We start from the raw sequence: 26,899 nt of genomic DNA, 5'->3' as shown, positions 1-26,899 counted from the left end.
CGCCTGGGAGAACTCACCGCCTCCCATGAAGATTACTTGGCGGCGATGGTTTCCTTGGTGTCACCCGGATAACGCAGCTTGCCGCCTTCCAGCGTATAGCCGGCATCCTTCAGGGTCTTGGCCGCAACGGCCTGACCGGTCTTGAAACTGTCGACGACCGACTTGTCATGCCAGAACTCGAGCGCCGGCGAGACGATGGAGTTCGAACCGACCGCGAAGCTCTTGTAGGCAGCCTTGACGATCAGCTGGCGGTCGACCGCTTCGGAAAGTGCGCGACGGAAGGCCGGGTCGTTGAAGGGCGCGCGACGTTCGTTGAAGGCGATGTAGCGGAAGCCCATGTCGACGGTGGAAACCACTTCCAGGTCGCCATCTTTCTTGGCCGCATCGATGAGCACCTGCGGATCGCCGGTGAACTCGCCCATGAAGTTGATTTCACCCGAGCGCAGCATGCCGAGCGCGGCTTCGGCATTCGGTACGATACGCAGGATCCAGCGATCGACTTTCGGCGCCGCGAAGTGATCCTTGTTGGCTGCAAGCGTGACGGATTCGTTTTTCGCCCAGCTGGTGAACTTGAACGGGCCGGAGCCGATCGGCATCTGTTCCTGATAGCTTTCGGCAGTCTCTGGCTTGGCGGCGAGGTCCTTCAGGATCGGTTCCCAGATGTGCTTCGGGATCAGGTTGACCTTGGCAAGGCTGGAGGTAACGAAGGAGGCGGCCGGCTTCTTCAGCTTGAAGGTGATGGCGTCGCCATTCGTGGTGATCGAGTCGATGTTCGTCGCGAAGGGCTTGTACATCGGGGCTTCGCCGCCGACCGCCGCCTCGAACGAGAACTTGACGTCATCAGGCGTGACCGGCTTGCCGTCATGCCACTTCATGCCGGACTTCAGCTTCACGTCGACCGTGGTGCCGTCCTTCCAGGTGAAGCTCTCGGCGGCCCACGCCTTCGGCAGGCCATCCGGGCCGACGCGCAGCAGGCGGTCCCAGACGAGTTCGGTGATCCAGCTGTCGACGCTGCCCGAGATATAGAGCGGGTTGATAGCCTTGATATTGTCGGACGAGTTGATGATCAGGTCCTTCTTCGGACCGGCCGGCTCGATGCCGAGGAAGGTCCAGGTGTTGCGGATGCCGATGCCGCTCTGGTTGATGACCGATTCCGGCTTCCAGACCGTCTTGTCGAAAGCGAAGGTCGACTTCGGATGCACGAGCATCATGTAGGGCTGATCCTTGGAGAGGATCTCCTGCGCCTTGAAGACCAGCGCCTTGCGCTTGGCCGGATCGATCTCGCCGCGCTGGGCTTCGGCGGTCGCGTCGTAATCCTTGTTCAGGTAGCCCGCGAAGTTGTAGCCATCCTTGGCGGTAGAAGAATGAAAGAGGTTGAAGATGAGCTCGTCCGGATCGGAGCGCTCAGGACGGCCGACCATCTGCCAGGCAGTCGAGTCCCACTGGTCGCGCTTGTACCAGACTTCGTCGGACATCTGTTCCCAAGGGATCGCCCGGACTTCGACATCGAGGCCGAGCTTGCGCCATTCCTGAGCAATCAGCTGGACGGACTGGAATTCCGCCTGCTGGCCGGCCTGCGGACGGGACAGGATGGTGATCTTGCGGATCGGATCGCCGGCCCAGGCGGGCAGAGCGATGGCCGTCACCACAAAAGCTGCAAATGCACTTCTCAAAACGGACTTCATGATCGTTCTCCTCTGAATAGCTTGACTATTCTCTTTGTTGGCAAAGGGTTTTCTCCCTCCGCATCGCAAATCCGAAATCGGCCTTCGAACACGTTTCCCGCGCGTTCAATGCCGACACTCAATCCACAGAATAAATTCACGAGCGCCTTCGAAAGGTTTGCAACCCGGCCCTCAATGTTTTATTGTGTGAAACATCGTTTCGCATTGATGGCGAGTAAAACACATTCCAAGAAGATTGCAAGAAGCTTCAAGCAATCCAAATCACATGCCGGAGGAGACCATCCGATGACCGAACCAAAAGACTACAAGATCGCGGCCGTGGACCGGGCGCTGGCCCTTCTCGAAGCCCTTGCCGATCGTCCGGACCAGGGCGTGACCTCGCTTGCAAAATCGCTGGGGATGACCAAATCGCTGGTCTTCCGCCTGCTGCACACGCTGGAGGAGCGCGGCTTCGTATCGCGCGATCCGGAGCGTGCCGAATTCTCGCTCGGCTACCGCATCGGCGTACTCGGCGAGCGCCTTGGCAAGGACGGCGCCCTGCTTTACGCGGCCCGGCCGGTCATGGATGCGCTCCGCGACCGGACATCGGAGAACGTCAACCTTGTCGTGCGCGAAGGCCTGAAGACCTACGTTCTGGCAACCCGCGCCGGTCGCCATTCAATCCGGCTTTTTGCTCAGGCGGGACGCAATGGCCCATTGCATGCGGGCGGAGGTTCGCTACTTCTGCTGGCTTACGCAGATCCGTCGGTCATCGACGCGGCACTTTCCCAGCCGCTCGAAGCCTTCACGCCCTACACGATCACCGACCGGGCGAAACTACGCCAGGCACTCGAACGCATCCGCGCCAACGGCTACAATATCGTGCTCAACGATCTCGATGAAGGGGCCTTCTCCGTCGCCGCCCCGATCACCGGCGCCGACGGCACGATCATCGCCTCGATCTCGGTGGCCGGCGCTGTCGCCCGCTTCGACGAGGAGCGGCGCGAAAGCCATTTGAAGGCCGCCCTCGACGCCGCTGCGGAAATATCTGAGCGACTTTCGATCCACGGCCCTGGCGAAAACGGCCTCGTGAAATCAAGGGCTTGAGGCGCGACCAAGCCGATCTCCAATCATCCGGAAATAGACGGGCGCCTTGGCGCTCGTTTTCGTCAGGGCGATTTTTAGCCCTTCGAAGCCGCTTGCGGGGTCCCCCAACCTCTGTTAGCGTTTTATGTTTGTGAAACATCGTTTCATTGGATAAAACAAATTGGGGAGTGCCGGATATGAACGAGATCGAATCTGCCGTTCTGGGAGCGGTGACGCTGGATGAACCCTGGGCTCTGGTAGAGAGCTTTGCGACCTACAAGCGCGAGCATCCGACCGACGTGAACCGCGCCATGGACGAGGTCGCCGCGCGGCTCGCCAAGCACGGCGTCGAGGTCAAGATGCATGAGGCCGACCTCTTCCTCAGTTTACCCGGCCTCGCCCGCGTCGAAGCAGGGGATAAGACCTTCCGCGCCAAGCCGCCGTCCTATTCGCTGGATGCATCGAAGGGCGTGAAGGGCGAGATCGTCTACATTGCCAGCCTGCAGCCGAAGGCGATCTCGACCATGTTCGAAAAGACCGTCGACGGCATCGGGGAGCTCGCCGCCCGGGTCCGCGGCAAGGTGGTTCTCTCGGAAGGCTTTGCCAATCCGGGTCTTGTTTCGCAGTTCACGGAACTCGGCGCGGTCGGCGTCATCGCCATCAATCCCGGCGTGGATATCCACTGGGGCACCTGCACCACCGTCTGGGGCACGCCCGATCTCGACGACCTGCCGCGCAAGCCGTCGATCCCGGCCGTTGCCGTCAACCGCGAGAGCGGTGATGCGCTGATCGAGCTTGCCAAGACCGGCACCGAGGTCACCGTCTTCGCCGATATGGAAGAAGGCTGGTTCAAGTCGAAGCTGCCGGAAGTGTTCATCAAGGGTACCGAGGAGCCGGACAGATACGTTCTCCTGCACGGCCATCTCGACAGCTGGGATGTCGGCGTCGGCGACAATGCCACCGGCGACGCGACGCTGCTCGAAATCGCCCGTGTGCTGTGGGCCAACCGCGACAAGCTGAAGCGCTCGATCCGCATCTGCTGGTGGCCCGGCCACTCGACCGGCCGTTATGCCGGCTCCACCTGGTTCTCGGACAATTTTGCGCTCGATCTCGATGAAAACTGCGTCGCCTCGGTCAATTGCGACAGCCCCGGCTGCCGCTGGGCGACCGAATTCATCAATCTCTGCATGATGACCGAGACGGAAGCCTTTCTCTCCGACGTCATCGAGGAAGTGGCCGGCAAGAAGGCCGAAGCCGAACGCCCGCATCGCGCCGGCGACTATTCCTTCAACAATATAGGTCTGTCGAGCTACCTGATGCTGTCCTCGACCATGACGGAACGCGACCGCGAGGAAAAGGGCTACTACACGGTTGGCGGCTGCGGCGCCAATATCGCCTGGCACACCGAAAACGATACGCTGGAGATCGCCGACAAGGACATCATGCTGCGCGACATCAAGGTCTATCTGCTGGCCGTGTTGCGCAATGCCAATGCAAAGATCCTGCCCTTCGACTGGCGTGCGACGGCACGAGAGTTCATCCACACGGTTGACACCTACCAGAAGAAGGCCGGCGACCGCTTCGACCTTTCGCCGAGCCGCAAGGCGGTCGAGTCCTTGGCCGAAGCACTCGCCGCATTCTACGCCGGGATCGACAGCGGCAAGATTGAAACGAAGAGCGCCAACCACGTGATCCAGAGGCTCGCCCGCATCCTTGTGCCGCTTAACTACACCCGCGAGCAGCGTTTCCGCCACGACCCGGCCCTGCCGATCCCGGAACTGCCGGCCATCTCGACGGCAGCCGATCTCGACAAGCTCGGCCCTGAGAAGCTCGGTTTCGCCAGGACCCAACTCGTGCGTGGCCAGAACCGGGTGATCTCGGCGCTGCGTCAGGCAGAACAGCTGGTTCGCGCTGCCTGATCATCAACACCTGGACAAAAGCCCGCGCCGGGAGACTGGCGCGGGCTTTTTTGCTCACGGCTTCACGTCGACGATCTGGCATCTGTCATTCTCTTCTCATGGCTGCATCTGTCGGCTGCCCTTGCAAGCCTGATGGCAATATAGAGTTGCATTTGTCTGAGTTGAATTCATGGATTGGTGTCCGTCGCCGGCATTCGCAGAGCCCGCCGTCTCGACTTTAACGCTGTTTTGACGCTGCTTTGACAGCGGCGCGCTAGGGCAGATTTGCGGTTTCCAAGGATGCTTTTTATGCTTCAGTTCGTCGATGGTCACAACGCTGACATGCGCTACCGAATCGCAGGTGCGCCTGTAGCGCTCTTGTCAAGGGCAGCTTTTGTGTCAGACTGTCTGCTGGACGGGCAGCCCAGGTTCGATGAGATGATCGAGAGGGGCACAAGACGAGTTGGGCCAATGGATCGCATGGATGCAAAACATGCAGTGTTCCGGATGTACCTGCTTGGCCCGTTCAGTCTCGTCGACAGCAAGGGGAAATCTGCCACACCCAGGTCCCAGAAGGCCCAGGCAATTCTTGCAATGCTTGCTCTGTCTGCGCGGGGATCGCGCTCGCGGGTTTGGCTGAGAGACAAATTGTGGAGCGACCGGTCCGAGGACCAGGCGGCTGCCAGCCTAAGGCAGGCCCTGCTGGATATTCATAAAGCCCTGGGTTCGTCTCGCGATCTGATCATCGCCGACAAGAACACCGTGTGGCTGGACATGGACCGCATCGCGCTCGACACCGAGGAGATGCTGCGCAGCGAGCGCCTGGTCGATCAGATCACCGACGAATTGCTCGAAGGCATGGATATCCGCGATCCTGAATTCGAGGACTGGCTGACGGTCGAGAGACAGAACTGGTACCGACGCATCGAAGAAGGGCGCGTCGATGATGTGTTCGAACCTCGGCAGCAACCTCGCCGCGACGTCAGCACGCTATCAGCGCTCTTGCCTTTGACAGGCCTGCCTGACCAGCGCCCGACCAATATTCCCTCAGTAGCGGCAGGCAGTGATCCGGATAAGCCGCCGTCCCCGGACAATATTCAGTGGACCATCGCTCTCCAGCCGCCAATCGTCCTCGGCGCCGGGGATGGGGGGCAGATCGCGGCATTGCAGTTTCAGAACCTGCTTGCCAAGGCGATCTTCGACGGATTGGGGCTCGGTGTTACCGATCTCTCCTTCGATCCGCATCTTGGTCAACCGGATCGAAAGATGGGCCTTCCGCTGTGCCTTCAACTGCGGCTGACCTTCGATGGCAGTCAGGTGCTGGTGGAGCTGGCGATCAAGCATCTGCTCGACAACCGGATCATATGGCTTGGCAGCCGTATGATCGGTCGCACCCAGATGGAGCGGTCCGAATACGGGATCGCCGCGGCTCTGATCAGCCAGGCGGTCGACCAGTTGTCGCTGTTTCAGGAGTTGAGCGCCGGCGATGGTCGCCTGACCCGCGATGGTCTCTTCATCGATGCGGTCAACGCGATCTTCCGGCTTTCGAGAGGCGATCTCGAAAAAGCGGAAAGGCGGCTGCAGGAGCAGATTCAATATCAGCCGCGATCGTCTGCCTTCGCCTGGCTGTCCTTCATCCGCACATTCCAGGTCGGCCAGCGCTTTAGCGCGCTGGATGCGCATGTGATCGAAGAGGCCCAGGCCTATGCGCGAAAGGCTCTCGAACTCGATCCCAACAACTCCGTCTCGCTGGCGCTGGTCGGGCATGTGCATTCTTTCCTATTCCGGGAATACGATTACGCAGCCGGTCTGTTCGAGAAGTCGATCCGTCTGAACCCGGCCTTGCCGCTGGGTTGGGATCTCTATGCCATGCTGCACTGCTATGCGGGGCAGCCGGAGAAGGCCAATGCAATGGCGCGGTGGGTGCAGGAACTCGGCGTCTACAGCCCTCATAAATACTACTTCGATACGACGAAATGCATCAGCGCCGGGTTGGCGGGAGACCACGTGGCGGCAATAGCGGCAGGCGAGGATGCCCTGCATTCCCGCCCGAACTTCAATAGCCTGTTGCGCTATCTCGCTTCCAGCCACGCTCACACGGGCAATTTGGAGGCTGCACATCAGTATGTGGAACGGCTTGATAAGGTTGAAAACGGGTTTTCCATAACCTCGTTTCGCGGCACGGGCTATCCATTGCTCAGCACCGGCGGCGGCAAGCTGTTGCTCGACGGCCTGATCAAGGCTGGTGCCAGAATTCGCTAAGGCAACATTCACGATGATCTCATTTGGGGAGGTTGGGGTATGGTAGGGGAAGCAAATTTGGAAGAACAATCAAAGATTGTAGATTTTCTGAATTCTTATAAATTTAGAGTTGAACCGGATACGGTTCTCCCTTGCGAACCGAGGCCTGTCGAGGCCATTCCGGTGGCGGTGGAGCCGTCTTCCCCCGTTCCACCTGCGCCGGCCCATATGCCTGAGGAGGACCTATCCATAGACGAGCCTCCGTTGATGATGGCGACAATGGCGGCAGCTGCCTCGGTCCTCAACAAGGGCGTCGCCAACAAGTCGGTTCTCAACAAGGCCACGCTGAACAAGAACAAGAATAAGAACAAAAATAAGAATAAGAACAAAAACAAATCGACGATGGATGGCGCGAGCCTCGGCGTATCGCAACTCATTCCGGCGTTCGAATTGCGCCGATTGCACCAGCAGCCGTCGCGCAACGCGTTCACGGCCGCGCGGCGCTTTACATGGGAAATGCTCGACATCCCGCCACCACCCGGTCCGGACTACACCCGGCTGGAAGCGGCGGTGCTGCTTTCCATGCAGCGGCGCGATCGTGAGCGGGCGCGGCGATTGCCCGACATCCAGGCCGAGGCGACCATTTCTGTGTCGGAATTTACCCGCGCCTTGTATATCGAGGACATCGGCGGGTACGAACAGACCGAGGGCTTGTTTCAGGCGATCTTGACCGCCTGCGAATATGTCGGGCTTCTCTACAAGAGCCAGTTCAACAGGCTCCGGCCGAACCAGTTCGAATCCCTGTTGCGACCGCTTCTGCCCGTGCCGGTGCACGAATCCTATCCCAGCAACCATGCCTTCCAGTGTTTTTCGATTGTATTCGCTTTCTCGACGATCCTGCCCGAACATCCGGCAACGGACGAACTCGCCCGTATCGCGCAGAATGTTGCCGAAAATCGCGAATGGGCCGGATTGCATTATCCGAGCGATACGCAAGCTGGCCGGGACTTGGCGCGGCGGTTCGCTCCATACCTCCACGATGCGTTCGGGCCGCTTTTCCAGGCGGTCCACGACGAATGGGTTTGAGGCCGATTTTATTCTTTGGGGAGAACGAAGATCATGACGTCCGCCGACATGGAAGCGCCGCAGGCCGCGCCGATGAACTACTATTATCTCTGGCATCTGACGGCGTTGGGCGTCATCGATGCCGACTACGGTTCGCCGCCGTTCGTACCGCCGTCCGAGAACGAGACTGCGGCGCGTCCGGTCCCCGACCCGGAGATCGGGGGAAGTGTCTGGGATACGATCGCGGCTGCCGGTCTCATCCATCCCGCCCGCGTGGCGCTCATCGATGTTGGGATAGCGCCCGATCATCCGAATTTGGCGACCCGGCTTGACCGTGAAGCCTCGATCGACCTTACGAGCCACCGCTACGGTTCGCGCGTCGCCGAAATCCTCGATGCGACCACATCCTTCGACCGTGAGGAAAAGCAGGCGTTCTTCGCGGGGCTTGATATCGCGCCGTTGGGAAATCTCGGTCTATCCAACGATGATCGGGAATATCTCGACGACATCGTCGCGGAATATGCAGCCTCGCAGGGCGTCGTGCGACGGCTGTTCCACCCGGAGTCGCTTTTTGCTTCCCATGGCACCTGCTGTGCCGGCCTGATTGCCGGTGAACCGGCCGTGGCGACGCAGGAGGGAGGTCCTTCGGCTCTTCCCGAGGACGTATTCTCCGGTGCTGGCGGCACGCCATGCCCAAGCGCCAACCGCAACGTTCTTCCCTATTTCGGTGTCGATCCCTTCTCCCGGGTGATCTCGATCAGGACGTCTTTCGAGGACGATGTGCTGCAGTTCATCGCCGCATTCCTCTACGCCTATCATCAGCGGGTCGATGTCATCGTCCTGCCGCGCGGCTTGCCGGACCCGAAGCGCAGTCGGGTTATTCCGAAGAACGAATTGAAGGCCGATCTCGAACGCTGGAAAAATCAGATCGCTGCCGATCTGTTCGCCCGTATATCTCTGGCCGAGCAGGGCGGCGCCGAGCTGGAGCCCAAAGCCCCGCAAAAGGGGTCAAACCCCGATAGAGCGTGGCATATCCTCAAGCAGCTCATCGTCGCCATCAGCCATCATATTCCAATCGTTTGCGCTGCGGGAAACAGCGGCGAAAGTCAGTTGATCTATCCGGCCAATCTCGCTGCCGATGACAATGGGATAATCGCCGTCGGCGCGGTCACGGTCGAGGGTTACCGCTCCGGATACAGCAATTACGGAGAAGGGCTTACGGTCGTCTCGCCATCCGATGACGGCGAAGTCTTCAATCGTCATCAGTTGCGCGTCGACCGCCTGTCCCCTTTCGCCGCCCAACATGACCATGAGGCATTCGGGCTGCGGGAATACAGGTATTCTCACTTCTCGCTGCTGACGACCGACCTTCCCGGCGCATTCGGTTACGACCGGGGCGCGGATCCGTGGTCGTCCATGGTGCCATCCGCAGCCAATCCCGGCATTGGTGGAGGTTACTACACCACGTTCGGGGGCACGTCGGGAGCCTCCGCCCAGGTAGGGGGCATATGCGCCTTGATCCAGCGTGCCCATAAGACCCAGAAGAACGGTGGCGATGCACGGCTCTCCGGCCCTTCCGTCAAGTCGATCCTCCAATCCACGGCTCGGCTGGATGCGATGGTCGCACCGGGAATGCGCGCATTGACCGCCGACTGCATGAATGCGGATGGCGAAGATGCTCTCGACATGAGCTATTTCTTCGGGTTTGGCCTGCCCGATGTCCCGGCAGCCATCGCTGCCGTATTGTCTCCGTAAGGCCGATTCTCGGCAAAGGTCACCAGGATCGAAGCCCCCTAAAAAAAGGGGGCTTTTTTGTCGATTAAGCTTCCTTTTCACGGAAGTTTAACGCGGTGCTGGCGTGCCGATGACGGGTCCACAAGAAGCTCCTCTCAACGGAAGACTAGACGAGATCGTGGTTTCAAGCCGGAGGGCCGTCGGTACGGCCGGTTCTGGCGGCAACTAATCTTCCCTGAAGTGGCGCGCCTCATGATGAGGTTCGAAGCGTCCGGGGCGAGGAGAGCTTGAGATGTCTGCTTATCAGATCGAGCCGTTGGCGGATCAGGCGAGAGCCTTGCTCCAGCGCAATCCGCTCTTTTCAAAGTCCGGTTTCGTCAATGCGGCTGCAACGGGCAACATGCTGAAACAGCGACCCCGTTATGCCCGAATTCTTGCCGCCGCTTCCGAGCTGCCGGGTTGCGGAGAAAGGGTCGAGGCGTTGGCACGTTATTTCCCAGGTCTTGCTGATGGCGGATATCATGATGCCGACGCGTTCCTGCCCACCACCGCCTTCCTGCCCGTGCGAAGCGACCCTTACCGGTCTCCCGCACTGGCGGCTTGGATGGATGAGCTTCAGCGCGGGCTGGAAAGCTACGTCGACGGCGCCAGTTCTGAAGTTGTAGACCACAGCCTGCAGCCTGATCTCGTGGCTGAGGACCTTGCTCTCGAGCGCCGTCCCGCCCGCCGGCTTGCCTGTGGTATCGGTCTCGTCCCGATCGACAGTCTGGAAGCGAGCCGCACCATGCGCAGGCGCATCGCTCATTGCCGGCCGGCCGATCCCGGCTTCGAGCAGGCCCAGATGAGCGACCACGACCTGGACCGGATCGACGATCATCTCACCAAGGCAATCGAATTGATTTCGACCGTCGATCCCGGTGGCTATCAACGGCTGACTGCAGGGCTTCACACACTTTATATTGGCACCCGGCGCGGTGCGATAAGCTCGTTCTCCAGCTCCGGCGACCTGCCGGGGAGTGCCATCGTGGTCCTGTCGCAGGAAAAGCTGGACGCCGAAGACTATCCGGCGACTGCCTCTGAGCTTCTGCGCGAAGCAGGGCATGTCCTGCTGCGGCTCTATACGGCAGCCGCGCCGTTATCGCTGCCCGTCGAGCTGCGATACGTATCGCCATACACACACAGTTTACAGACGCTCGAAAGCATCGTGCATACGGCCTACGCCATTCCCTGGGAGTGCGCCGTCCGCATCGCATGCTTGCCTTTAAGAGCACCGCCTGAGCACCGCGCGCGGGAAGCAGCTTTTGTCATTGCGTATGCTGCCCGCCTAATTCCGCTCATCGATATCGCCCGCGAGGGGATCGAGCGTCTGGGCGGCGATGTTCTTCTCGATCTCCGGGACATCGCCGTCATTCCATCCTGGGGCGCCGCAATCCTGGCGCTCATCGACCGGCTTCTGGAGTGCGAGCCGCTGGCTCGGCGCAAGGCCTATTATGCCCAGCGCCTGTGTGTCGTGGATCGTCAGGCCTGGGATCTCGGGCAGGTGCTGCTGCGGGGGGAGCAGCCCATCGACCCGAGAATGGGCCGCCCGATGCTGCAGAGCAGCGGCGATGGCCTGAGCCTCTGGTACGATGGCCGGCTCCATATGATCCGCAAAGCCGCCAGGCAGCCTCCCGATGAGTTTTGCTTCCAGGATGTCGCGCTGGCGGGAACGTCAAGTTCGACGGTGATGGAGCATGCGTGATGGGTGGGCGCGGTTCCTGTGAATTCTCAGCAGTTCCCGACCGGTTCAAGCAAGGTAAACGATCATGAGAGCCTTCGAATATCATGCCGATCTCTTCGATGTCATTCACGACACGGATTTCATAATTGTCGGATGCGGAGGCCTCGGCTCCCAGATTGCCTCCCAGCTTGCCGCACTCGGGGCTCGCAATTTCTTCCTCGTGGACGGCGACCGCATCGAAGAGAGCAGCCAAGAACAGATGCGCTGGGCGGCGGCGGAAGATACCGGTCGATTAAAGAGCGACCGGTTAGCAACTTATCTCGCCTCCCGCTTTTCCGCTGCGGTTGCAATCATGACCCAGTTCGCCGATGGGGCGGAAGCTGCCCGGCTCACTCTGGCCCGGACACGTAAACCGTTTCTGATACTTGCAGAGGACGATATTTCCCTGGCACGCCAATTCCTGGCGGAATATCACGCGACGGCGCCGGAGCCTCTGCCTTACCTGCATGTCGGCCAGATTGGACCGTTTTGTGTCGCCGGGCCACTGGTGGCGCAGCCGGATGAAGCCTGCCCTTTCTGTTGCTCGACATTGCCAGCATCGGTCGACACGGGGATCGCAGCGCCGCCGTCGCCGGCCGATAACGCCCTGATCGCTTGTTTTGCGGTTTCGCAGATCGCCATCGAACGCCTGACCCACCGCAGTTCATTGCGCGGCCATCACTGGCTCTTCAATCCGGCCACGGGCCACGCTTCGCTCCATCCTGTTTCCAAGAACCTCGATTGCAAGGTGTGTCAGCCATGAAGCCCCTCTCTTCCCAGGACTACTATTTCTCGATCGTCGCGGCTTTGAAACAGAAGAACGTACCGCCTGGCGGGGAAACAATGATGGAGGCGATCCTTGCCGCCTTTCCCAGCGACTCGCGCAAAATCGTCGACTTCGGCTGCAATACCGGCTGGATCAGCCGCAGGGTTGCACGGGCTTTTCCGCAAGCCGAAGTGATCGGTGTGGACGAAAATCCGGCGATAATCGAGGTCGCGCGAGAGGTCGCACGGCGGGAGGAGTCGGCGGCGATTTTTTCCTGCGTCGACATTGCCGCGCTCCCGGACCTCATGTCGGAGGCAGATGTCATCATCTGCGGAGGAAGTGCTGCCTTTTTCGAGCGGCCGCTGGATCTCTACCGAATGGTTGCGAGATGCCTGAGGCCCGGCGGCCTCCTGATGGATTGCCACTATGTCTACGACGCCGATGCGCCCCCTTCTCTTCGCCAGGAGGAGAAAGAAACGTTCGGCCTGGGGTGGATGCCTGACGGACTGGACGACATCGTGTCCGTTCACGAAGACGCGGGATTGAGCGTCGGGAAGATCAAGCGGCTGCCTAGGTTTCATTTCGAAGACAGCGCTGCAGCCCGTCTGGCGCGCGATATCCTGCACACCGTTCCGAAGATGGAGGAATTAGCGGAAGCGATGGCGAAACGCCGCCGGCTGATCAGCAAGCTGGCGCATCACCGACACCCTTATCTGCTGATAGCGCGCGCCGGCGAACAGATCGTCGCCGAAGGCGTGACGCACCGCAAACGCGCAGAAGTCCCAATGGCGTTTGAAGCGGTCACGTCCAATCGTCATGCTTCCGTTCGCCGCTCGACCGTGGTCGGATGCAGCTTTTGGAGGGAGGCCGCAAGGGCGGTCGGCCTGCGAAGCGCATATTCATAAAAACGGGATCGACATCAACCCAAATTGTCTCCCACGGATTCCTGAAAACAGCAGGCGCGCTCAGACAACCTCCGTCGTGGAAGCCGAACTTTTACGACGGCAATGCTGCGATAAATTTTCGGTTTTTGGCCACGGTTGCGCCGTTAGTCACGCCGGGAGAGCCTCCGATCCAAGGTCCGGCGCGCATTCCATTTCAGTTGCAGCGGCTCATTTCCCATAGCATCCGGCTCTGCGGCACCGCCTGACACAATCATAATATCAAACCCCTTCACATTTTGCGCGAGATGGTATCGGGAGGCCTTTAGGCATCACGGGAGATCATGGCGTTGTCTTTGGGTATAACTGAAAAGATCCTGAGTTTATGTCATGTCTGCGCCAAGCATGGCGGCGTCCAATGACAAAAACCGTTTCGCAATATTCGTAATTGTTGCGACATACTATCATAATATCTTGTTTGGTTCCGTGGTGCGTGGAATTATAGTTGATGAGCCCTCTCCATTGTTTTCTCATCACCACAATTTTTTACGGAAGTTTAACGCCGCGCTGGCGGGGCGATGACGGGTTCGAGAGAAAGTCTCATCACGAAAGACGGTGGAGAACACGGTCCGGCTGGCTGGCATTGGCCGTCCCCGGCAGCACTCAACCGATCGGCAGGGGAACGCTCACAAACGCTTCAAGCCGGTGGGCAGATCCTCAGCCTACTTTCGTCTCCGAAGGATGAGCTCACGGGAGCTTCGGCAACACCGTTCAACGGGCCGAGAGGAGATCCTCCAGTCATTCGGAAATCGATGACAGCGATGGCTGTCTCGCCAGACTTAAAATCAAGCACGACGTCCGCAGAAGCGGGTTTCGCCAAACAATGGAGTGAAAAATGACTGTGCCTATAGAGAAGATTGCCTTCCTCGTCGCCGTGGCGTGCATGGCCTCGTTTGCCGGACACGTCCTGGCCTATGACGGCCATCGGTTGACTTCGGGAAACGAGGCTTCGTTCGCCGCCCCGGCGGATGCCGCCAAAACCGAGGCAAAGGCCGATGCCACGCGTGACGTGGCGCAGGTCCGGACCCCGACTCGTCGCGACAACCGGCTTATCGGCGACGAACGACAGTAGACCCCGGAAGCAAGCATCCAAACAGTTCATTCAAGACATCGATCGGCTGGGTCGCACCAGAAGCCGATCAGGCTAAACAAGGAACAACGACTATGAAAAACTCTGTCATCTCCACCATCCTCGCCACCCTGATGGCATCCACCTTTGCAGGCGGCAGTGCCTTTGCCCAGGAAGGCGAATATTATGAGGGCGCCTCTCGCGACCGCGACCATCTGGGGGTCACGGCGGATTCACTGGGCATCCCCTCGGTCACCCGTTATGGCTATCCGCCGCTGAAGCGCGATCGGCGTCTCGATATTCCTGCGTCTCCGGTGATCGACAGCGGTGACTATTACGACGGCCAAATGCGCGCCCGGTAATACCGAAGGTTCGAGTATAGAGCGCCGGGATTTCCCGGCGCTTTTTCTGTCGCTGGTGGCTCTCGCCATCTTTTTTCCTGCTCCCCACCATATGCGGCTCAACGAACTCGAATCATAGCCGGGTGAGGTTCGGAGTGGATGGGCTACAAGAAGCTTGCGTCGAACAATTCGCGGGAATAGCTCGCGTGGGTCACGCCCGCCTGCAGATCCTGCCTGGTGAGTTCGTCGACAAATACGCCATTCTGCATGACGAGGACCCGATCACACATGTGGGAGATGACGGACAGATCGTGACTGACAAGGATGAACGTCAGATTGCGCTCCTCCCGCTGGTCTGCCAGCAGATTGAGTACCTCCGCCTGGATCGAGACATCGAGCGCCGAAGTCGGCTCGTCAAGAAGCAGGATCGGCGGCGACAGGATCAGCGCGCGTGCAATCGCCACGCGCTGACGCTGGCCGCCGGAAAGTTCATGCGGGAAACGGCTGGCGAAATGCGCCGGCAGGCCGACCTGTTGCAGTGCCTCTGCGACCCTTGCCCAACCGTCGCCGGCGCCCATCGACCTGATCGGTTCGGCGAGTGCGGTGCCGATGCGGTGGCGCGGATGCAGCGAGCCGTAGGGGTCCTGGAACACCATCTGGGCAAGCTTCAACTCGTCGCGTGTCCGCACCTTGCCGACCGGCTTGCCGTTAAACGATATCGATCCTGTCCATGCCCCCTCGAGGCCGGCAAGCGAGCGCAGCACCGTCGACTTGCCGCAACCGGATTCACCGACGATGCCGAGCGTTTCGCCGCGGCTCACGGCGAAGCTGATACCGCGTACGACATGATTGCTTTTATCCTTGGAGCCATAGACGATATCGAGGTTTTCGACCTTGATCATGGATTGGTCTCCACTTCGATGGATTTGCGGTCGAGGACTTTCAGACGTCTGACGGGATGTTTGGGATCCGGCATCGCGGCTATCAGGCCTCGGGTATAGGGGTGCGCCGCATCTTCGAGCCTGCTCAGCGTTTCGACGACGCGGCCGGAATACATGACCAGAATGCGCTCGCAAAAAGCGGCGACCATGCGGATGTCGTGGCTGATGAGGATCAGGCCGGAGTTGTTCTCCCGCACCAGTTCATCAAGCAGCATCAGAACGTCCTTGCGGACGCTGACGTCGAGCGCAGACGTCGGTTCATCGGCGATCACGAGCTTGGGGCGGGCCAGAAGCATCATCGCAATCATCACGCGCTGGCCCATGCCGCCGGATATCTGGTGCGGGTAAAGAGACAGGACGCGATCGGGATCGTTGATACGCACTCTCGCCAGCATGTCGCGGGCGCGCGCAACGGCATCCTTGCCCCTGGCGCCAAGATGCAGCTTTGCAGCCTCGGCAACCTGTTTTCCAATGGTCAGAACAGGGTTCAGCGAATAACGCGGATCCTGCATGATCAGGGCGATGTCTTTGCCGCGCAGGCCTCCCATCTGCCGTTCGGTCTTTTCCAGCAACGGGCTGCCGAGGAAATCCATCCGCTCGGCCGTCACGCCGGCGCGTTGCGGTAAAAGCCGCATGATGGCGCGGCCGGTTGTCGATTTGCCCGAACCGGATTCGCCAACGATGCCGATGCGCTCCCGTCCCACGTCAAAGCTGACATTGGAGACCGCCGGAATGGAGTTTCGGCCGAAACGGACGTTCAGGTCGCGAACGGAGAGGACGGGCGTTTCATCAAGATCTGGCATGGCGCGGGTCCAATAGATCGCGAAGCGTGTCTCCGGCGATGTTGAAGGCAAGGCTGGTCAACAGAATGGCGAGGCCGGGCATCACCGCGACCCACCAGTAATCGAGCATGAACTTTCGACCGCTGGAAATCATTGCGCCCCATTCCGGCAGCGGCGGCTGCGCGCCGAGACCGAGGAAGCCGAGGGAAGCTGCCGTCAGGATGATGCCTGCCATGTTGAGCGTCAGCCGCACGATCACGGAGGGAATGCACATCGGAGCGATATAGAGAAACAGGATGCGCAAGGGTGAGGCGCCGTAAAGCCGGGCCGCCGCCACGTAATCCGCATTGCGCACGACGAGCGCCTCCGCGCGTGCGAGCCGGGCGATCGGTGGCCAGGCCGTCAGCGAAATGGCGACGATCGCGGTTCCCAAACCTGCCCCGAGAGCCGCGGCGAAGGCGAGCGCCAGGATCAAGGACGGAAACGACAGGACTATATCGGTGGCACGCATCAGGATGGCATCGGTGCGCCCGCCGAAAAAGCCTGCAACAACCCCGATCACCAGACCGATCGGGCCGACGATCACCGAGACCGATAGGACCGTCTGGATCGTGATACGCGTGCCGTGGACGAGACGGCTGAAGATATCGCGCCCGAATTCGTCCGTGCCGGCGAGATGCGCGAAGCTCGGGGGCTGAAGCGCGTCGCTCAATGTCTGGGCCGCGGGATCGTAGGGTGCGATCAGCGGCGCAAAGATCGCGACCACAACCAGGATGGCGAGGATGATGAAACCCATCATCCCAAGGGGTTCATCGGCGAGCTTGTGCAGAATGCGGGAGGTCGAGTTCCATATCCTGGTGCCGATTGCCGGTGGACGGATGATGGCGTCGTCCTGGGCGATATTGCTCATCGTGCGGCCTCCCGGGTACGCGGATCAAGAAGCGCGTAAGCAATGTCTGCGATGAAATTCAGGAACATGAAGATGAAACCAACAATGATGGTCGCCGCGAGGATTGCGTTCATGTCACCGATCATGAGGGCATTGGTCATGTACTGACCGATGCCCGGCCATGAAAATACGATCTCCGTCACCACCGCGCCTTCCAGCAGGTTGCCGTAGGAGATCGCGAGGACCGTGATCAGCTGAACTGCTATATTGGGCAGGACGTGGCTGATGACGGTGCGGACCGGACCGACGCCCTTGGCGCGCGCGGCGATGACATAGTCCTGATTGAGCTGCTCCAGCGTGAACGCGCGGGTCATGCGGGTGATATAGGCCATGGCCATATAGGCCAGGATGCAAGCCGGCAGGATGATGTGCGACAGGGCGTTCCAGAATATGTCGGTCTCGCCTTCGAGCAGGCTGTCGACGAGCATCAGCCCGGTGGTCGGCTCGATCAGGCCTTCGTAGAAGACATCGACGCGGCCCGGCCCGCCGACCAAGTTGAGGCCGGCATAGAAGATGACCAACCCCACGATACCGAACCAGAAGACCGGGATCGAATGTCCGACCAGCGCGAAGACGCGGGCGAACTTGTCGATCGCGCTATCCCTGAAAAGACCGGCCGCCAGGCCGAGAGGAACGCCGATCAGTGTGGAAATCAACACCGCGAGCGTTGCAAGTTCCAGCGTTGCCGGGAATGCCTGGGACAGGTCCTTGGTGACCGCGTTGCCGGTCAGGATGGCTGTGCCCATATCACCGTGCAGCAGTCCCCAGACATAGACGAAGAATTGCTGGTAGAGCGGCAAATCGAGCCCAAGCCTGATGCGCATGGCCTCGTAGGCTTTCGGATCGGCGAGTTCGCCGACAATGGCCCCGACCGGATCGGTCGGCATAACGCGGCCGATCACGAAGGTGACGCACAACAGGATGAACAGGCTGACGATCAGATGGAGAAGTCGTCGTCCCAGCTCGCCTAACGAAAGTTCCTTCATGATCGGCTGCCTGACCTGACGTTAAGTTACTTATCGGTCTTGGTGACACCTTCCAGACGTGTCGTCTGGCTCGGATGCCCGACATAGCCCTGCACACGGCTCGTTAGGACGATCGGCTCATAGCGTTCGAAAAGTGGCAGAACAGCAGGTTTTTGGGCAACGAACATTTCCTGCATCTGAACGTAAAGCGCTCCGCGCCTCTTCGCGTCCGGTTCCAGCGCAGCCTTGGCGGTGATGGCCGTCAGTTCGGGAATGTCCCAGCCGGAGCGCCATACAAAGTTGCCGGCATTGTTGGCCTTCAGCGAATTGTCCGGATTGCTCGAGAATTGCTCCATCGCGCCCAGGACATTCGGCATATAGGCCCCTGTCTGTGGGATCAGGAGATCGAAATCTCGGGCTCGATGCGCGGCGATGATATCCGCACCATTGCCCTGCATGATATTGATCTTCACGCCGATCTGGCCGAGCGAGGCCTGGATCGCGGTTGCAAGATCGATGCGCGGCGTCTGGGCAATGGTCTTGAGGTTCAGCGTGAAGCCGTCCTTGTAGCCGGCTTCCGCCAGCAACGCCTTTGCCTTTGCCACGTCCAGCTTCCAGTCCGGGCTCGGAATGGCATATTCGAAGTTTTCCGGAACGGGAACCGTGCGCGCCCGGCCGTATGGCCCCATGATCGCCTTTTCCATGCCCTTGTAGTCAATGCCATAGGCAATCGCTTCGCGGACCTTCGGATTGGAGAGCGGCTCCTTGCCGGCGTTCATCGACAGGACATAGAAACCCCCTGTCGGGACGCGCTGGATTTGATAACCCTGCTTGCCGTTGAATGTCGCAAGGTCGGTCGCGGTCAGGGCGCTCGCGATGTCGATATCGCCACGCTCGAGCATCAGCCGCTCGACCTGGCTTTCAGGCACATGGCGAACGACGACGCGGCGCATCTTCGGCTGACCGGCGACGTAATTCTTGTTCGCGTCGAGGATGACGATCTCGTTCGGCGTCCACTTGTTCAGCGTGAAAGGGCCCGAGCCTGCCGAATTGGTGCGCAGCCATGCATTGCCCCAGTCGTCGTTGACGACATGGCTCTTCAGTTCCTTGCTGTCGACAACGCTCGCGATGACCATCGCCAGGCGATAGAGCAGGAGCTCCGACGTGACCTCGCCGGAAAGGTCTACACGCACAGTCCTCTCGTCCGGCGCCGTCACCAGCTTTTCAACGTTGCCGCCATTGTAGCCGACACGCTTGAGATTGGCGGCCGCGGCCTGGTCGAGCTTCAGGAGGCGGGTGATCGAGTATACCACGTCCGCGGAGGTGACCGGGTTGCCCGATGCGAATTCCGCCTTGCGCAGATGGAACGTGATCCCCTTGTCATCGATCTCCCATTTTTCGGCAAGTTGCGGGGAAATCTTTCCGGAACCGTCGGTCGAAACGAGGCGATCGTAGAGGTTTGCCATGATCTCATTGGCCTTGGCTTCCGTCGCCTGATGCGGATCCAGCGAGAGAACCTGGGCAAGCGAAGTCGCAATGACGAGTTGATTGGCCGGCGTCTCGGCAAAAGCCGCTGGCGTGCCGAAAGACATGACGGCAAAAGCCGCGCCAACGAGCAATCGGGTGCAAAGGTATTTCATTGTAACTCCTCCCAGAGTGAACCAAAGACATAGCCGGTTGTTCAAATGTTGTATGATGACTTAGCCAACTTTTCTGGGGATGGCAAGCTTGCCGCACGAGCCTTCCGCAAGCCTACATTTTACAGAGCGTGGTGAGTTAACGATAAACCTTTCTAATAATGCGTATTATCAGTTGATTTTCTGCGGGAATCTCAAGAAAAATGGAGCGATCGCAGCTAGCTGTTCAGGTATAGTTCCGCCATCCGATCTCCACGCTTGCCGCACGAAGATTCTCGACAGCCGGTAAAAAATCATATTAGGTCGTATGATATATGATACGCTTAGGGAGGATGTGAAAATGTATGTTGGCACACAAGTTGGCGCGAGAGATGATGACGACTACCGCGTTTTCGCCCAATTGGGATTGAAACACATCTGCGCAGATCCGCCCGGCGCGCCGTCGAGCTGGAAACTGGAAGATCTCGAACGTCATCGCGACAAGATTGAAAGCTTCGGGCTCATCCTCGACATGATCCAGCTTCCACTTCCGTCGCAGCCCATCGAGAAGGCATCCTATCCGGATATCCTCCTTAAAGGCCCCGATCGCGACCAGCAGATCGACGCGGTATGCAGGTTGATCGAGGAAACCGCCAAGGCGGGAATCCCGTCGGTGAAATACAATCTCAACCTGATCGGCATCCCACGTACGGAGATGGAACCCGGGCGGGGCGGGTCGCTCAACGAGGCCTTTCGATGGGACAAGGCCGACCAGCAGGCTGAGCCAGGCCTAGCGGGCGTGCTGTCCGAGGACGAAAACTGGGAGCGGATCGACTATTTTCTGGGACGCGTCGTGCCCGTCGCAGAGAGCAACAAGGTGCGGCTTGCCTGCCATCCGCATGACCCCTACACCCCGCCCGGCTACAAGGGTGTTACCCGCGTGCTCGGCACCGTCGAGGGTCTGAAGAAGTTCGTGCTCATGCGCGAGAGCCCCTACCACGGCCTCAATTTTTGCCAGGGCTCGATCGGCGAGATGTTGGAGAACCCCGGGCAAGAGATCGACGATATCATCCGCTGGTTCGGGACACGCGGCAAGATTTTCAACGTCCATTTCCGTAATATCGCGGGCGGAAAACTCTCCTTCATGGAAACTTTTCCGGACGAGGGCGACATGGACATGGTGCGCTCTCTCAAAATTTATAAAGAGGTCGGCTATCGTTACATGATCATGCCGGATCACGTTCCCAAGATAAGCGGTCGCGATCCCACGGGCGTAGCCTTTGCATTTTGCTACGGCTATATCGCGGCCTTGCTCGAAGCCATGAAATAGTGGCTTTTGACGGTCACTTAGACGCGACGTCCTTGATGGAAGCTGCCGGGTTCGGCGGCTTCCATCCCGAAGCGTTGCAGCAGGTTCCTTCCTTGATCTTGCGGTCTAAGTCGTCAAGGGCCTGTCGCGGGAGCGATCTGCATCTGGGCGGGCACGAGCTTATCCGGTTGGCCGGAAAGCGGCTTCTGACCGGTCAGGCGCTCGTCGGCAGATGTCGGAGGCCGCGCGGATTGCGTGGTCGACGCGGTGATTTCCGTTCCGATACCGGATACTCCGTCAGGAAGTCTGTCGGTCTTCGCCGGCGATGACAGTTGCTGATTGACAGACACCTGGTCCGTGCCGATCGGTTGTGGCGTGACCCGACCGTCGGATGACGCAACGCGCCAGACGGTATTGCCGGCGTCATCGGCGACGAGCAGCGCTCCGGTCCCATCGATCCCGACGCCGACCGGCCGTCCTTTCGCCTGATCGCCCTGGATAAAGCCTGTGACGACATCCTGCGCCTTGCCAGATGGCTTGCCATTCTGGAACGGTACGAAGATGACTTTGTAGCCATTGAAGCTGTCCCGGTTCCAGCTGCCGTGCTCGCCGATGAAGGCGCCGTTGGCGTATGCAGTTGGCAGCGCGGAATTCATCGAGAACGTCAGTCCGAGCGCAGCGACATGACTGGACAGGGCGTAATCCGGCTGGACTGCTTTTTCGACCATGTCGGGACGTGGCGGATGAACGCGAGCGTCGACGTGGTTGCCGTAGTAGCTCCACGGCCAGCCGTAGAAAGCGCCGTCCTCAACCGAGGTCATGTAGTCGGGAACGAGGTTGGGGCCGAGCTCGTCGCGCTCATTGACGACGGTCCAGAGCGCACCGGTTTCGGGGTTGAAGGCGAGGCCGTTCGGGTTGCGCAAACCCGAGGCGAAAACGCGCGCGGCGCCGGTCCGCCGGTCGACCTGCCAGATCGCCGCACGGCCCTTTTCTGCTTCGAGCCCGTTCTCCACGATGTTGGAATTCGATCCGACGGAGACGTAAAGCGTCCGGCCGTCCGGGCTGAGGGCCAGATCTTTTGTCCAATGGTGATTGATCGGGCCGCCGGGCAGCGGCGTCAGCGTTTTCGGTTGCGCGGTGATCCCGTTCTGGCCGAGTTCGTAGGGGTAGGCAAGGATGGCGCTCGTCGTGGCGACATAAAGCGTGTTGTCTATCCAGGCGAGGCCGAAGGGAGAATCGAGCTTCTTCAGGAGGTCATGGCGTTCATCGACCGTGCCGTCGCGATTGGTGTCACGCAGCAGGGTGATGATATTGCTTTCTTTCTGTTCACCGCCGCCGCCGTGGGCGATCGACATGATCCAGTCGCGGATAAAATCCTTCGGTCGCGAGGTCGGCTCGCCGGCGGGGCCGCGGGACTGGACGACGAGCACGTCGCCATTTGGCAGGGTATGGACGGTGCGGGGATTGGCAAGGTCCTGGGCATAGGCCGTGACCTTCAGGTCATCGGGAATGGCAGGCGTCTCGCCGTCCTTCCAGCCGGCCACTTCCGCGACCTTCAGATCAGGTATCAGGGAAGGAGAGGGGTCAGGCAGAACCGGGTTCGGGCCGATCTGCTGGGACAGATCGAATGTGGTTTCCTGCGCCGACGCGCCGAGCCCGAGGGAAAGCGACAGAACCGAAGCGCCGAGAATAACGGACCTCATCATCATATCCTCCAGGCCAATCTGGCATATTTGCGGGCGGAAACGGCGGCTGCCACCAGGCAAAGCACGAATGTAACGGCAGAGAGCGCCAGTCCATAAGGGACCACGGCGGTCCATCCGTCGCCGGCATGGACGAGGCTGTTCAGGACGGCAAGGGCGAGGATAATCAGGTAGAGAAGCGCCGACGGGAATGCCGGCCGCAGCGGACGGGTGCGGGGCCGCGCGAGGTCGATGAGCCCAGCCAGGATTGCGATCACGCCGAACACCAGACCGGCGCACAACAGCCATGCGGAGAAGTTCTGCCACATGAGGTTGTTGCTCTGCCAGAAGGCGATATCGGTTGCGAGCGCAAGCGTGAAGCAGACGAAGGGGAATGGGACGAAAAGCGACTGGATCGGATAGGCGGCCGCGTCTCGATCATTGGAGGAAAGTACAGCCATGGCATGCTCCCAGGGGCAAGAGCGCAAAATATGCCATTCAACCCGCGGAGGCAGGGGATGGTTCCGTTCCGGCGTCGCAAAGCCTTGAAGCCAGCGGCATTCTTCGCCGGCAGAGCTGTCCCTCAATTGCCTTGGAACTTTCGGCATCAGACTTGGTTCGGAGACCTTAGCGCGACGTTCCAGCCAAAGCCGACACTCGTCGCGTCGCCATGCCCAACAAGCCAATCTATCAGTGAGAAAACTTGAACGGAGGTTCCAATGAAAAAGTTTTTCGTCATCGGATGTGTAGGGTTGTGCCTCACAGCTTGCACGTCGACTGAACGTGGGGCGGGAATCGGCGCTGCCACGGGTGCCGTCGTCGGAGGCGTGGCAACGGGTAATGTTCGCGGTGCCGCGGTTGGTGCGGCCGTGGGTGGCGTGTCCGGTGCCTTGATCGGGAATGTCGCGGGGCAGCCCGGCCGCTGCTATTACCGCGACCGCGATGGGAACCGCTACGTCGATCGATGCTGAGTTCTTTCCGGCCTTCGCCGGCAGGCTCGATGCCTCGACGATGCTCTCGAGCAATACAACACGCGCGGATTCGGGTTCACGTCCATGACCAACGGACGCCGCCTCAGCCGTTACTGAGGCCGCCAACCCTTTCAACGATTCCGCATCGTAGCCATGCCGGTGATAGCCATTCGCTTTAGCCGCAGACGGCGGACTTGCAGACTATGGGGTAAGCCATGGCCTCCGTTGAGAATATTGAAAACGAGCCGATCGGAGATTTGGTAGCCAGGATGGAGACCATGACCGATGAGGAGGTTTTCATCGCCATGCGTCAGCTGGAACTGGCGAGCGAGGTAGCGCGGGAAGAGGGCCGCGACGACATCCTTGCCAGAATTGCCCTGGTCGAGAGCGAGATCGAGCGGCGCTATCCGGGACAGGTTCTGGCGCCATATCGTGAATGGAAGCGGCGCGGGATTGTCCAGTAACCGGACCGTTCGGCAGTGCCGCCTGAGGAGATAAGTTATGGAAGAGAAGCAGGAGCGGCGTGTGCCGCCTGAGCCGGGGACGGATGACGCAAGGTGCGCGGACACGGAGCGGAGCCGCAAGGAACGGGAGGCGGCAATGGAGAGGGCTCTCCGAGTGGCGGAGAAAATTCTGCAGGACGAGAGACGATCTCCGAGCGATGCCCAGGGCACGACTCGATCGTCACGCCCTTACTGAATGCGGCACCGTCGCCTGGCGGGAACGATCGAGAGGTGAGCAGAAGGAAGGAGGCCAAGATGGTCGACTACCAGCGCATGCGCGATCACATGGCCGAGGTTCACATAAGGCGACGTGGAATAAGGGATGAGCATGTCCTCAATGCGATGCGTGCCGTGCCGCGAGAGCGCTTCGTCGCCGAAGGCATGGCCGAATTCGCCTACGAGGATGCGCCTCTGCGCATAGAGGAGGGGCAGACTATTTCGCAGCCCTACATCGTCGCGGCGATGATCGAGGCGGCCGAACTGCGGGCGGGCGATCGTGTGCTCGAGGTCGGAGCCGGTTCCGGCTACGCGGCCGCGGTGATGGGCCAGATCGCGGAGCGCGTCTATGCGATCGAGCGCCATGAGGTCCTGGCCGCATCGGCAAAGCAGCGCCTGGCTGATCTCGGCTATGACAATGTCGAGGTTCTTGCTGGCGACGGCACGCGAGGACTTTCCGAGCAAGCGCCGTTCGACGCAATTGTGGTGGCCGCGGGCGGTCCGGCGGTGCCGGAAGCGCTGAAGGAGCAGCTCGCAATCGGCGGGCGGCTCGTGATCCCTGTGGGTGGGGAGTCTAGCCAGACGCTCTGCAAGGTTATCCGGCGCACGGCGACCAGCTATGAGGAATCGAATCTCGGGGCGGTGATGTTCGTGCCGCTCATCGGGGAGCAGGGCTGGGCCGAGGATGGCCGGCGCTCCGCGAGCAATCACAAGCCGGGCATTTCTCGCAAGCAGAGCCTGCCGACAATGATTGCCGAAGCGGCCGAAGACCTGCCGGATTTCGACGATCCAGCATTCGGCCGCCTGTTCGACCGCTTCGGCGACCGACGCGTGGTTCTGCTGGGGGAAGCGAGCCACGGGACCGCTGAATTCTATCGGGCCCGTGCCGCGATCACGCGTCACCTGATCGTCCATCGGGGATACACGATTGTCGCGGTCGAGGCAGATTGGCCGGATGCGGCGAAAGTTGATCGATACGTCCGACACCGATCCGCGTCCGAATGGGATGAGCCTCCGTTCCAACGCTTCCCGACCTGGATGTGGCGCAACACGGACGTTCGGGCACTGACCGAATGGATGCGAAAGCACAATGCGGGTCTCGACGCCATGGAAGAGCGGGCGGGCTTCTACGGGCTCGATATCTACAACATGTCCGCCTCGATCGGAGCCGTGCTTGATTATCTGGATCGGGTCGATCCGCAGGCGGCGGCTGTGGCGCGCGAGCGCTACGGCTGCCTGACGCCCTGGCAGCAGAACCCCGCGACCTATGGCCGGGCGGCGCTCAGCCGCGGTTATGCCGAATGCGAGCAGGCGGTGATCGAGCAATGCCAGGCGCTGCTGCGCAAGCGGCTCGACTATGCAAACAACGACGGCGATGCCTTTCTCGATGCCGCCCAGAACGCCCGGCTGATCGCGTCCGCCGAGCGCTACTATCGCATCATGTATTATGGCGGAGCGGAAAGCTGGAACCTGCGTGATACCCATATGTTCGAAACGCTACAGCATCTTCTTGATGCCAAGGGACCGGATGCCAAGGCGATCGTCTGGGCCCATAACAGTCACATCGGCGATGCCCGGTCCACCGATATGGGCGCAATCCGTAACGAGCTCAATATCGGACAGCTCTGCCGCGAAGCTTTCGGAAGCGAGGCAGCACTTGTCGGTTTCGGCACCCATGCCGGCACGGTGGCCGCCGCGAGCGACTGGGACGGAGACATGCAGGTCATGCGCGTCAATCCTTCCCGCCCGGATAGCTACGAGCGGCTGTGCCATGAGGCGGGTAAAACCCGGTTCCTGCTTGATCTTTCGCCTGCCAAGCACGATCCGCTGAGACGCCGCCTCTCGGAGCCTCGGCTTGAGCGCTTCATCGGCGTCATCTACCGGCCCGACACGGAGCTGTGGAGCCACTACAGCCAGGCAATCCTTCCCGAGCAGTTCGATGCCTATGTCTGGTTCGACGAGACCCAGGCGGTGACGCCGCTCGGACCGGAGCACCATCGCGGCATGCCGGAAACCTATCCCTTTGGCGAATAGGTTGCGCTGCCGCTCAATTGAAGGAACGAGACGTGGCGAGCAAGCCGGCCGCCTCGGCGAGTTTTTCAGGATCCTTGAGGCCGCGGCAATAAAGGTCGTACACGATAGGTGCGACTGAATCGGCGCTGCGTTCTGATTTTTCGGCTGCAACAATGACAGCGTGTCGGAGGAGGGAAATGTCTCCCATCGTCATTGCACGCGCTGGAAAAGGATTGTGATACGTCATATCGGCCTCCTTGAAGCGGCGAATTCTAATCCCCGCGAAACGCTTTTTCCACAGATAATGACTTCCTGCCGCCTTCTGTGCGGTGCCGTACAAACCTTCACCCAGCCGGGAATCAAGATAGCCGAGGGCACAGGGCTAGCC

Annotated in this window: 23 protein-coding genes; 14 read left to right on the top strand and 9 right to left on the bottom strand. The window is 60.2% G+C overall.

Annotated elements, in window-relative coordinates; genetic code table 11:
• Window positions 1-32: 32 nt before the first annotated feature.
• Complete coding sequence (locus tag C5J22_RS01415; protein WP_105436828.1) at window positions 33-1,685, bottom strand: ABC transporter substrate-binding protein; 1,653 nt, start codon at window positions 1,683-1,685, stop codon at window positions 33-35.
• Between the two features lie 285 nt (window positions 1,686-1,970).
• Between C5J22_RS01415 and C5J22_RS01410 the strand changes: the two genes are divergently transcribed.
• The 10 genes from C5J22_RS01410 (at window position 1,971) to C5J22_RS01360 (ending at window position 14,585) form a co-directional block, all read left to right on the top strand.
• The gene (locus C5J22_RS01410) at window positions 1,971-2,771 is read left to right on the top strand and encodes an IclR family transcriptional regulator (RefSeq protein ID WP_172746471.1); all 801 of its coding nucleotides are present in this window, start codon (window positions 1,971-1,973) and stop codon (window positions 2,769-2,771) included.
• Window positions 2,772-2,947: 176 nt separating this feature from the next.
• A complete protein-coding gene (locus C5J22_RS01405) occupies window positions 2,948-4,669 on the top strand; it encodes a M28 family peptidase (protein ID WP_105436826.1) in 1,722 nt (573 codons plus the stop codon).
• Window positions 4,670-4,957: 288 nt separating this feature from the next.
• On the top strand, window positions 4,958-6,910 hold the full coding sequence (locus C5J22_RS01400) for an SARP family transcriptional regulator (RefSeq protein WP_205837141.1): 1,953 nt from the start codon (window positions 4,958-4,960) through the stop codon (window positions 6,908-6,910).
• A 39-nt stretch (window positions 6,911-6,949) separates the two neighbouring features.
• Window positions 6,950-7,975 (top strand): phosphatase PAP2 family protein, encoded by a 1,026-nt coding sequence (locus C5J22_RS01395; protein WP_105436825.1) that lies wholly within the window; start codon window positions 6,950-6,952, stop codon window positions 7,973-7,975.
• Window positions 7,976-8,008: 33 nt separating this feature from the next.
• Window positions 8,009-9,709, top strand: coding sequence for a S8 family serine peptidase (locus C5J22_RS01390; protein WP_245440255.1), 1,701 nt, complete (start codon window positions 8,009-8,011; stop codon window positions 9,707-9,709).
• A 271-nt stretch (window positions 9,710-9,980) separates the two neighbouring features.
• Complete coding sequence (locus C5J22_RS30950; protein ID WP_172746470.1) at window positions 9,981-11,429, top strand: HEXXH motif-containing putative peptide modification protein; 1,449 nt, start codon at window positions 9,981-9,983, stop codon at window positions 11,427-11,429.
• 64 nt (window positions 11,430-11,493) lie between these two features.
• Window positions 11,494-12,210, top strand: a complete 717-nt coding sequence (locus C5J22_RS01375) for a ThiF family adenylyltransferase (RefSeq protein ID WP_105436822.1) — start codon at window positions 11,494-11,496, stop codon at window positions 12,208-12,210.
• The gene (locus C5J22_RS01370) at window positions 12,207-13,118 is read left to right on the top strand and encodes a bifunctional 2-polyprenyl-6-hydroxyphenol methylase/3-demethylubiquinol 3-O-methyltransferase UbiG (RefSeq protein ID WP_105436821.1); all 912 of its coding nucleotides are present in this window, start codon (window positions 12,207-12,209) and stop codon (window positions 13,116-13,118) included. The genes C5J22_RS01375 and C5J22_RS01370 overlap by 4 nt, the downstream gene beginning before the upstream one ends.
• 871 nt (window positions 13,119-13,989) lie before the next feature.
• Window positions 13,990-14,226, top strand: a complete 237-nt coding sequence (locus tag C5J22_RS01365) for a hypothetical protein (RefSeq protein ID WP_105436820.1) — start codon at window positions 13,990-13,992, stop codon at window positions 14,224-14,226.
• A gap of 92 nt (window positions 14,227-14,318) precedes the next feature.
• Entirely contained in the window at window positions 14,319-14,585 is a 267-nt protein-coding gene (locus tag C5J22_RS01360; protein ID WP_105436819.1) for a hypothetical protein, read from the top strand.
• 143 nt (window positions 14,586-14,728) lie between these two features.
• Here C5J22_RS01360 and C5J22_RS01355 read toward each other — a convergent pair whose 3' ends face one another.
• From C5J22_RS01355 to C5J22_RS01335, 5 genes are read right to left on the bottom strand one after another with little or no spacing between them, the layout of a single operon-like run.
• Window positions 14,729-15,466, bottom strand: a complete 738-nt coding sequence (locus tag C5J22_RS01355; RefSeq protein WP_105436818.1) for an ABC transporter ATP-binding protein — start codon at window positions 15,464-15,466, stop codon at window positions 14,729-14,731.
• Window positions 15,463-16,308, bottom strand: coding sequence for an ABC transporter ATP-binding protein (locus C5J22_RS01350; RefSeq protein WP_105436817.1), 846 nt, complete (start codon window positions 16,306-16,308; stop codon window positions 15,463-15,465). The genes C5J22_RS01355 and C5J22_RS01350 overlap by 4 nt, the downstream gene beginning before the upstream one ends.
• Window positions 16,295-17,197 (bottom strand): ABC transporter permease, encoded by a 903-nt coding sequence (locus C5J22_RS01345; protein WP_037078977.1) that lies wholly within the window; start codon window positions 17,195-17,197, stop codon window positions 16,295-16,297. Before C5J22_RS01345 ends, C5J22_RS01350 begins: the two co-directional genes overlap by 14 nt.
• Window positions 17,194-18,222 (bottom strand): ABC transporter permease, encoded by a 1,029-nt coding sequence (locus C5J22_RS01340; protein WP_105436816.1) that lies wholly within the window; start codon window positions 18,220-18,222, stop codon window positions 17,194-17,196. The genes C5J22_RS01345 and C5J22_RS01340 overlap by 4 nt, the downstream gene beginning before the upstream one ends.
• A 26-nt stretch (window positions 18,223-18,248) precedes the next feature.
• Window positions 18,249-19,793 (bottom strand): ABC transporter substrate-binding protein, encoded by a 1,545-nt coding sequence (locus C5J22_RS01335; RefSeq protein ID WP_371412536.1) that lies wholly within the window; start codon window positions 19,791-19,793, stop codon window positions 18,249-18,251.
• 385 nt (window positions 19,794-20,178) lie between these two features.
• Between C5J22_RS01335 and C5J22_RS01330 the strand changes: the two genes are divergently transcribed.
• Entirely contained in the window at window positions 20,179-21,147 is a 969-nt protein-coding gene (locus C5J22_RS01330) for a mannonate dehydratase (RefSeq protein WP_105436814.1), read from the top strand.
• Between the two features lie 113 nt (window positions 21,148-21,260).
• Here the strand turns inward: C5J22_RS01330 and C5J22_RS01325 are convergent, their stop codons facing one another.
• On the bottom strand, window positions 21,261-22,832 hold the full coding sequence (locus tag C5J22_RS01325) for a sorbosone dehydrogenase family protein (RefSeq protein WP_105436813.1): 1,572 nt from the start codon (window positions 22,830-22,832) through the stop codon (window positions 21,261-21,263).
• Complete coding sequence (locus C5J22_RS01320; protein WP_105436812.1) at window positions 22,832-23,269, bottom strand: DUF2231 domain-containing protein; 438 nt, start codon at window positions 23,267-23,269, stop codon at window positions 22,832-22,834. Before C5J22_RS01320 ends, C5J22_RS01325 begins: the two co-directional genes overlap by 1 nt.
• A 258-nt stretch (window positions 23,270-23,527) precedes the next feature.
• On the opposite strand from C5J22_RS01320, the gene C5J22_RS01315 reads away from it, so the two are divergent.
• From C5J22_RS01315 to C5J22_RS01300, 3 genes are all read left to right on the top strand, one after another.
• Complete coding sequence (locus C5J22_RS01315; protein WP_080955010.1) at window positions 23,528-23,779, top strand: glycine zipper family protein; 252 nt, start codon at window positions 23,528-23,530, stop codon at window positions 23,777-23,779.
• A gap of 278 nt (window positions 23,780-24,057) precedes the next feature.
• Window positions 24,058-24,243: a hypothetical protein gene (locus C5J22_RS01310; protein ID WP_205837139.1), complete on the top strand. Its 186-nt coding sequence runs from the start codon at window positions 24,058-24,060 to the stop codon at window positions 24,241-24,243.
• Between the two features lie 294 nt (window positions 24,244-24,537).
• A complete protein-coding gene (locus C5J22_RS01300) occupies window positions 24,538-26,532 on the top strand; it encodes a protein-L-isoaspartate(D-aspartate) O-methyltransferase (protein ID WP_105436809.1) in 1,995 nt (664 codons plus the stop codon).
• A 13-nt stretch (window positions 26,533-26,545) separates the two neighbouring features.
• Here C5J22_RS01300 and C5J22_RS01295 read toward each other — a convergent pair whose 3' ends face one another.
• A complete protein-coding gene (locus C5J22_RS01295) occupies window positions 26,546-26,851 on the bottom strand; it encodes a hypothetical protein (protein WP_172746468.1) in 306 nt (101 codons plus the stop codon).
• Between the last annotated feature and the right edge of the window lie 48 nt (window positions 26,852-26,899).

Origin of the sequence: Neorhizobium sp. T25_13 (assembly GCF_002968675.1) — a bacterium.
Taxonomy (GTDB): domain Bacteria; phylum Pseudomonadota; class Alphaproteobacteria; order Rhizobiales; family Rhizobiaceae; genus Neorhizobium; species Neorhizobium tomejilense.
Note: the sequence above shows the minus strand (reverse complement) of the source record. Positions and strands in the feature narration are given on the sequence as shown.

Excerpts from the sequence above, each read along its gene's own strand:
- C5J22_RS01415 (WP_105436828.1), bottom strand. The coding sequence starts at position 1,685 with ATGAAGTCCGTTTTGAGAAGTGCATTTGCAGCTTTTGTGGTGACGGCC.
- C5J22_RS01410 (WP_172746471.1), top strand. The coding sequence starts at position 1,971 with ATGACCGAACCAAAAGACTACAAGATCGCGGCCGTGGACCGGGCGCTG.
- C5J22_RS01405 (WP_105436826.1), top strand. The coding sequence starts at position 2,948 with ATGAACGAGATCGAATCTGCCGTTCTGGGAGCGGTGACGCTGGATGAA.
- C5J22_RS01400 (WP_205837141.1), top strand. The coding sequence starts at position 4,958 with ATGCTTCAGTTCGTCGATGGTCACAACGCTGACATGCGCTACCGAATC.
- C5J22_RS01395 (WP_105436825.1), top strand. The coding sequence starts at position 6,950 with ATGGTAGGGGAAGCAAATTTGGAAGAACAATCAAAGATTGTAGATTTT.
- C5J22_RS01390 (WP_245440255.1), top strand. The coding sequence starts at position 8,009 with ATGACGTCCGCCGACATGGAAGCGCCGCAGGCCGCGCCGATGAACTAC.
- C5J22_RS30950 (WP_172746470.1), top strand. The coding sequence starts at position 9,981 with ATGTCTGCTTATCAGATCGAGCCGTTGGCGGATCAGGCGAGAGCCTTG.
- C5J22_RS01375 (WP_105436822.1), top strand. The coding sequence starts at position 11,494 with ATGAGAGCCTTCGAATATCATGCCGATCTCTTCGATGTCATTCACGAC.
- C5J22_RS01370 (WP_105436821.1), top strand. The coding sequence starts at position 12,207 with ATGAAGCCCCTCTCTTCCCAGGACTACTATTTCTCGATCGTCGCGGCT.
- C5J22_RS01365 (WP_105436820.1), top strand. The coding sequence starts at position 13,990 with ATGACTGTGCCTATAGAGAAGATTGCCTTCCTCGTCGCCGTGGCGTGC.
- C5J22_RS01360 (WP_105436819.1), top strand. The coding sequence starts at position 14,319 with ATGAAAAACTCTGTCATCTCCACCATCCTCGCCACCCTGATGGCATCC.
- C5J22_RS01355 (WP_105436818.1), bottom strand. The coding sequence starts at position 15,466 with ATGATCAAGGTCGAAAACCTCGATATCGTCTATGGCTCCAAGGATAAA.
- C5J22_RS01350 (WP_105436817.1), bottom strand. The coding sequence starts at position 16,308 with ATGCCAGATCTTGATGAAACGCCCGTCCTCTCCGTTCGCGACCTGAAC.
- C5J22_RS01345 (WP_037078977.1), bottom strand. The coding sequence starts at position 17,197 with ATGAGCAATATCGCCCAGGACGACGCCATCATCCGTCCACCGGCAATC.
- C5J22_RS01340 (WP_105436816.1), bottom strand. The coding sequence starts at position 18,222 with ATGAAGGAACTTTCGTTAGGCGAGCTGGGACGACGACTTCTCCATCTG.
- C5J22_RS01335 (WP_371412536.1), bottom strand. The coding sequence starts at position 19,793 with ATGTCTTTCGGCACGCCAGCGGCTTTTGCCGAGACGCCGGCCAATCAA.
- C5J22_RS01330 (WP_105436814.1), top strand. The coding sequence starts at position 20,179 with ATGTATGTTGGCACACAAGTTGGCGCGAGAGATGATGACGACTACCGC.
- C5J22_RS01325 (WP_105436813.1), bottom strand. The coding sequence starts at position 22,832 with ATGATGAGGTCCGTTATTCTCGGCGCTTCGGTTCTGTCGCTTTCCCTC.
- C5J22_RS01320 (WP_105436812.1), bottom strand. The coding sequence starts at position 23,269 with ATGGCTGTACTTTCCTCCAATGATCGAGACGCGGCCGCCTATCCGATC.
- C5J22_RS01315 (WP_080955010.1), top strand. The coding sequence starts at position 23,528 with ATGAAAAAGTTTTTCGTCATCGGATGTGTAGGGTTGTGCCTCACAGCT.
- C5J22_RS01310 (WP_205837139.1), top strand. The coding sequence starts at position 24,058 with ATGACCGATGAGGAGGTTTTCATCGCCATGCGTCAGCTGGAACTGGCG.
- C5J22_RS01300 (WP_105436809.1), top strand. The coding sequence starts at position 24,538 with ATGGTCGACTACCAGCGCATGCGCGATCACATGGCCGAGGTTCACATA.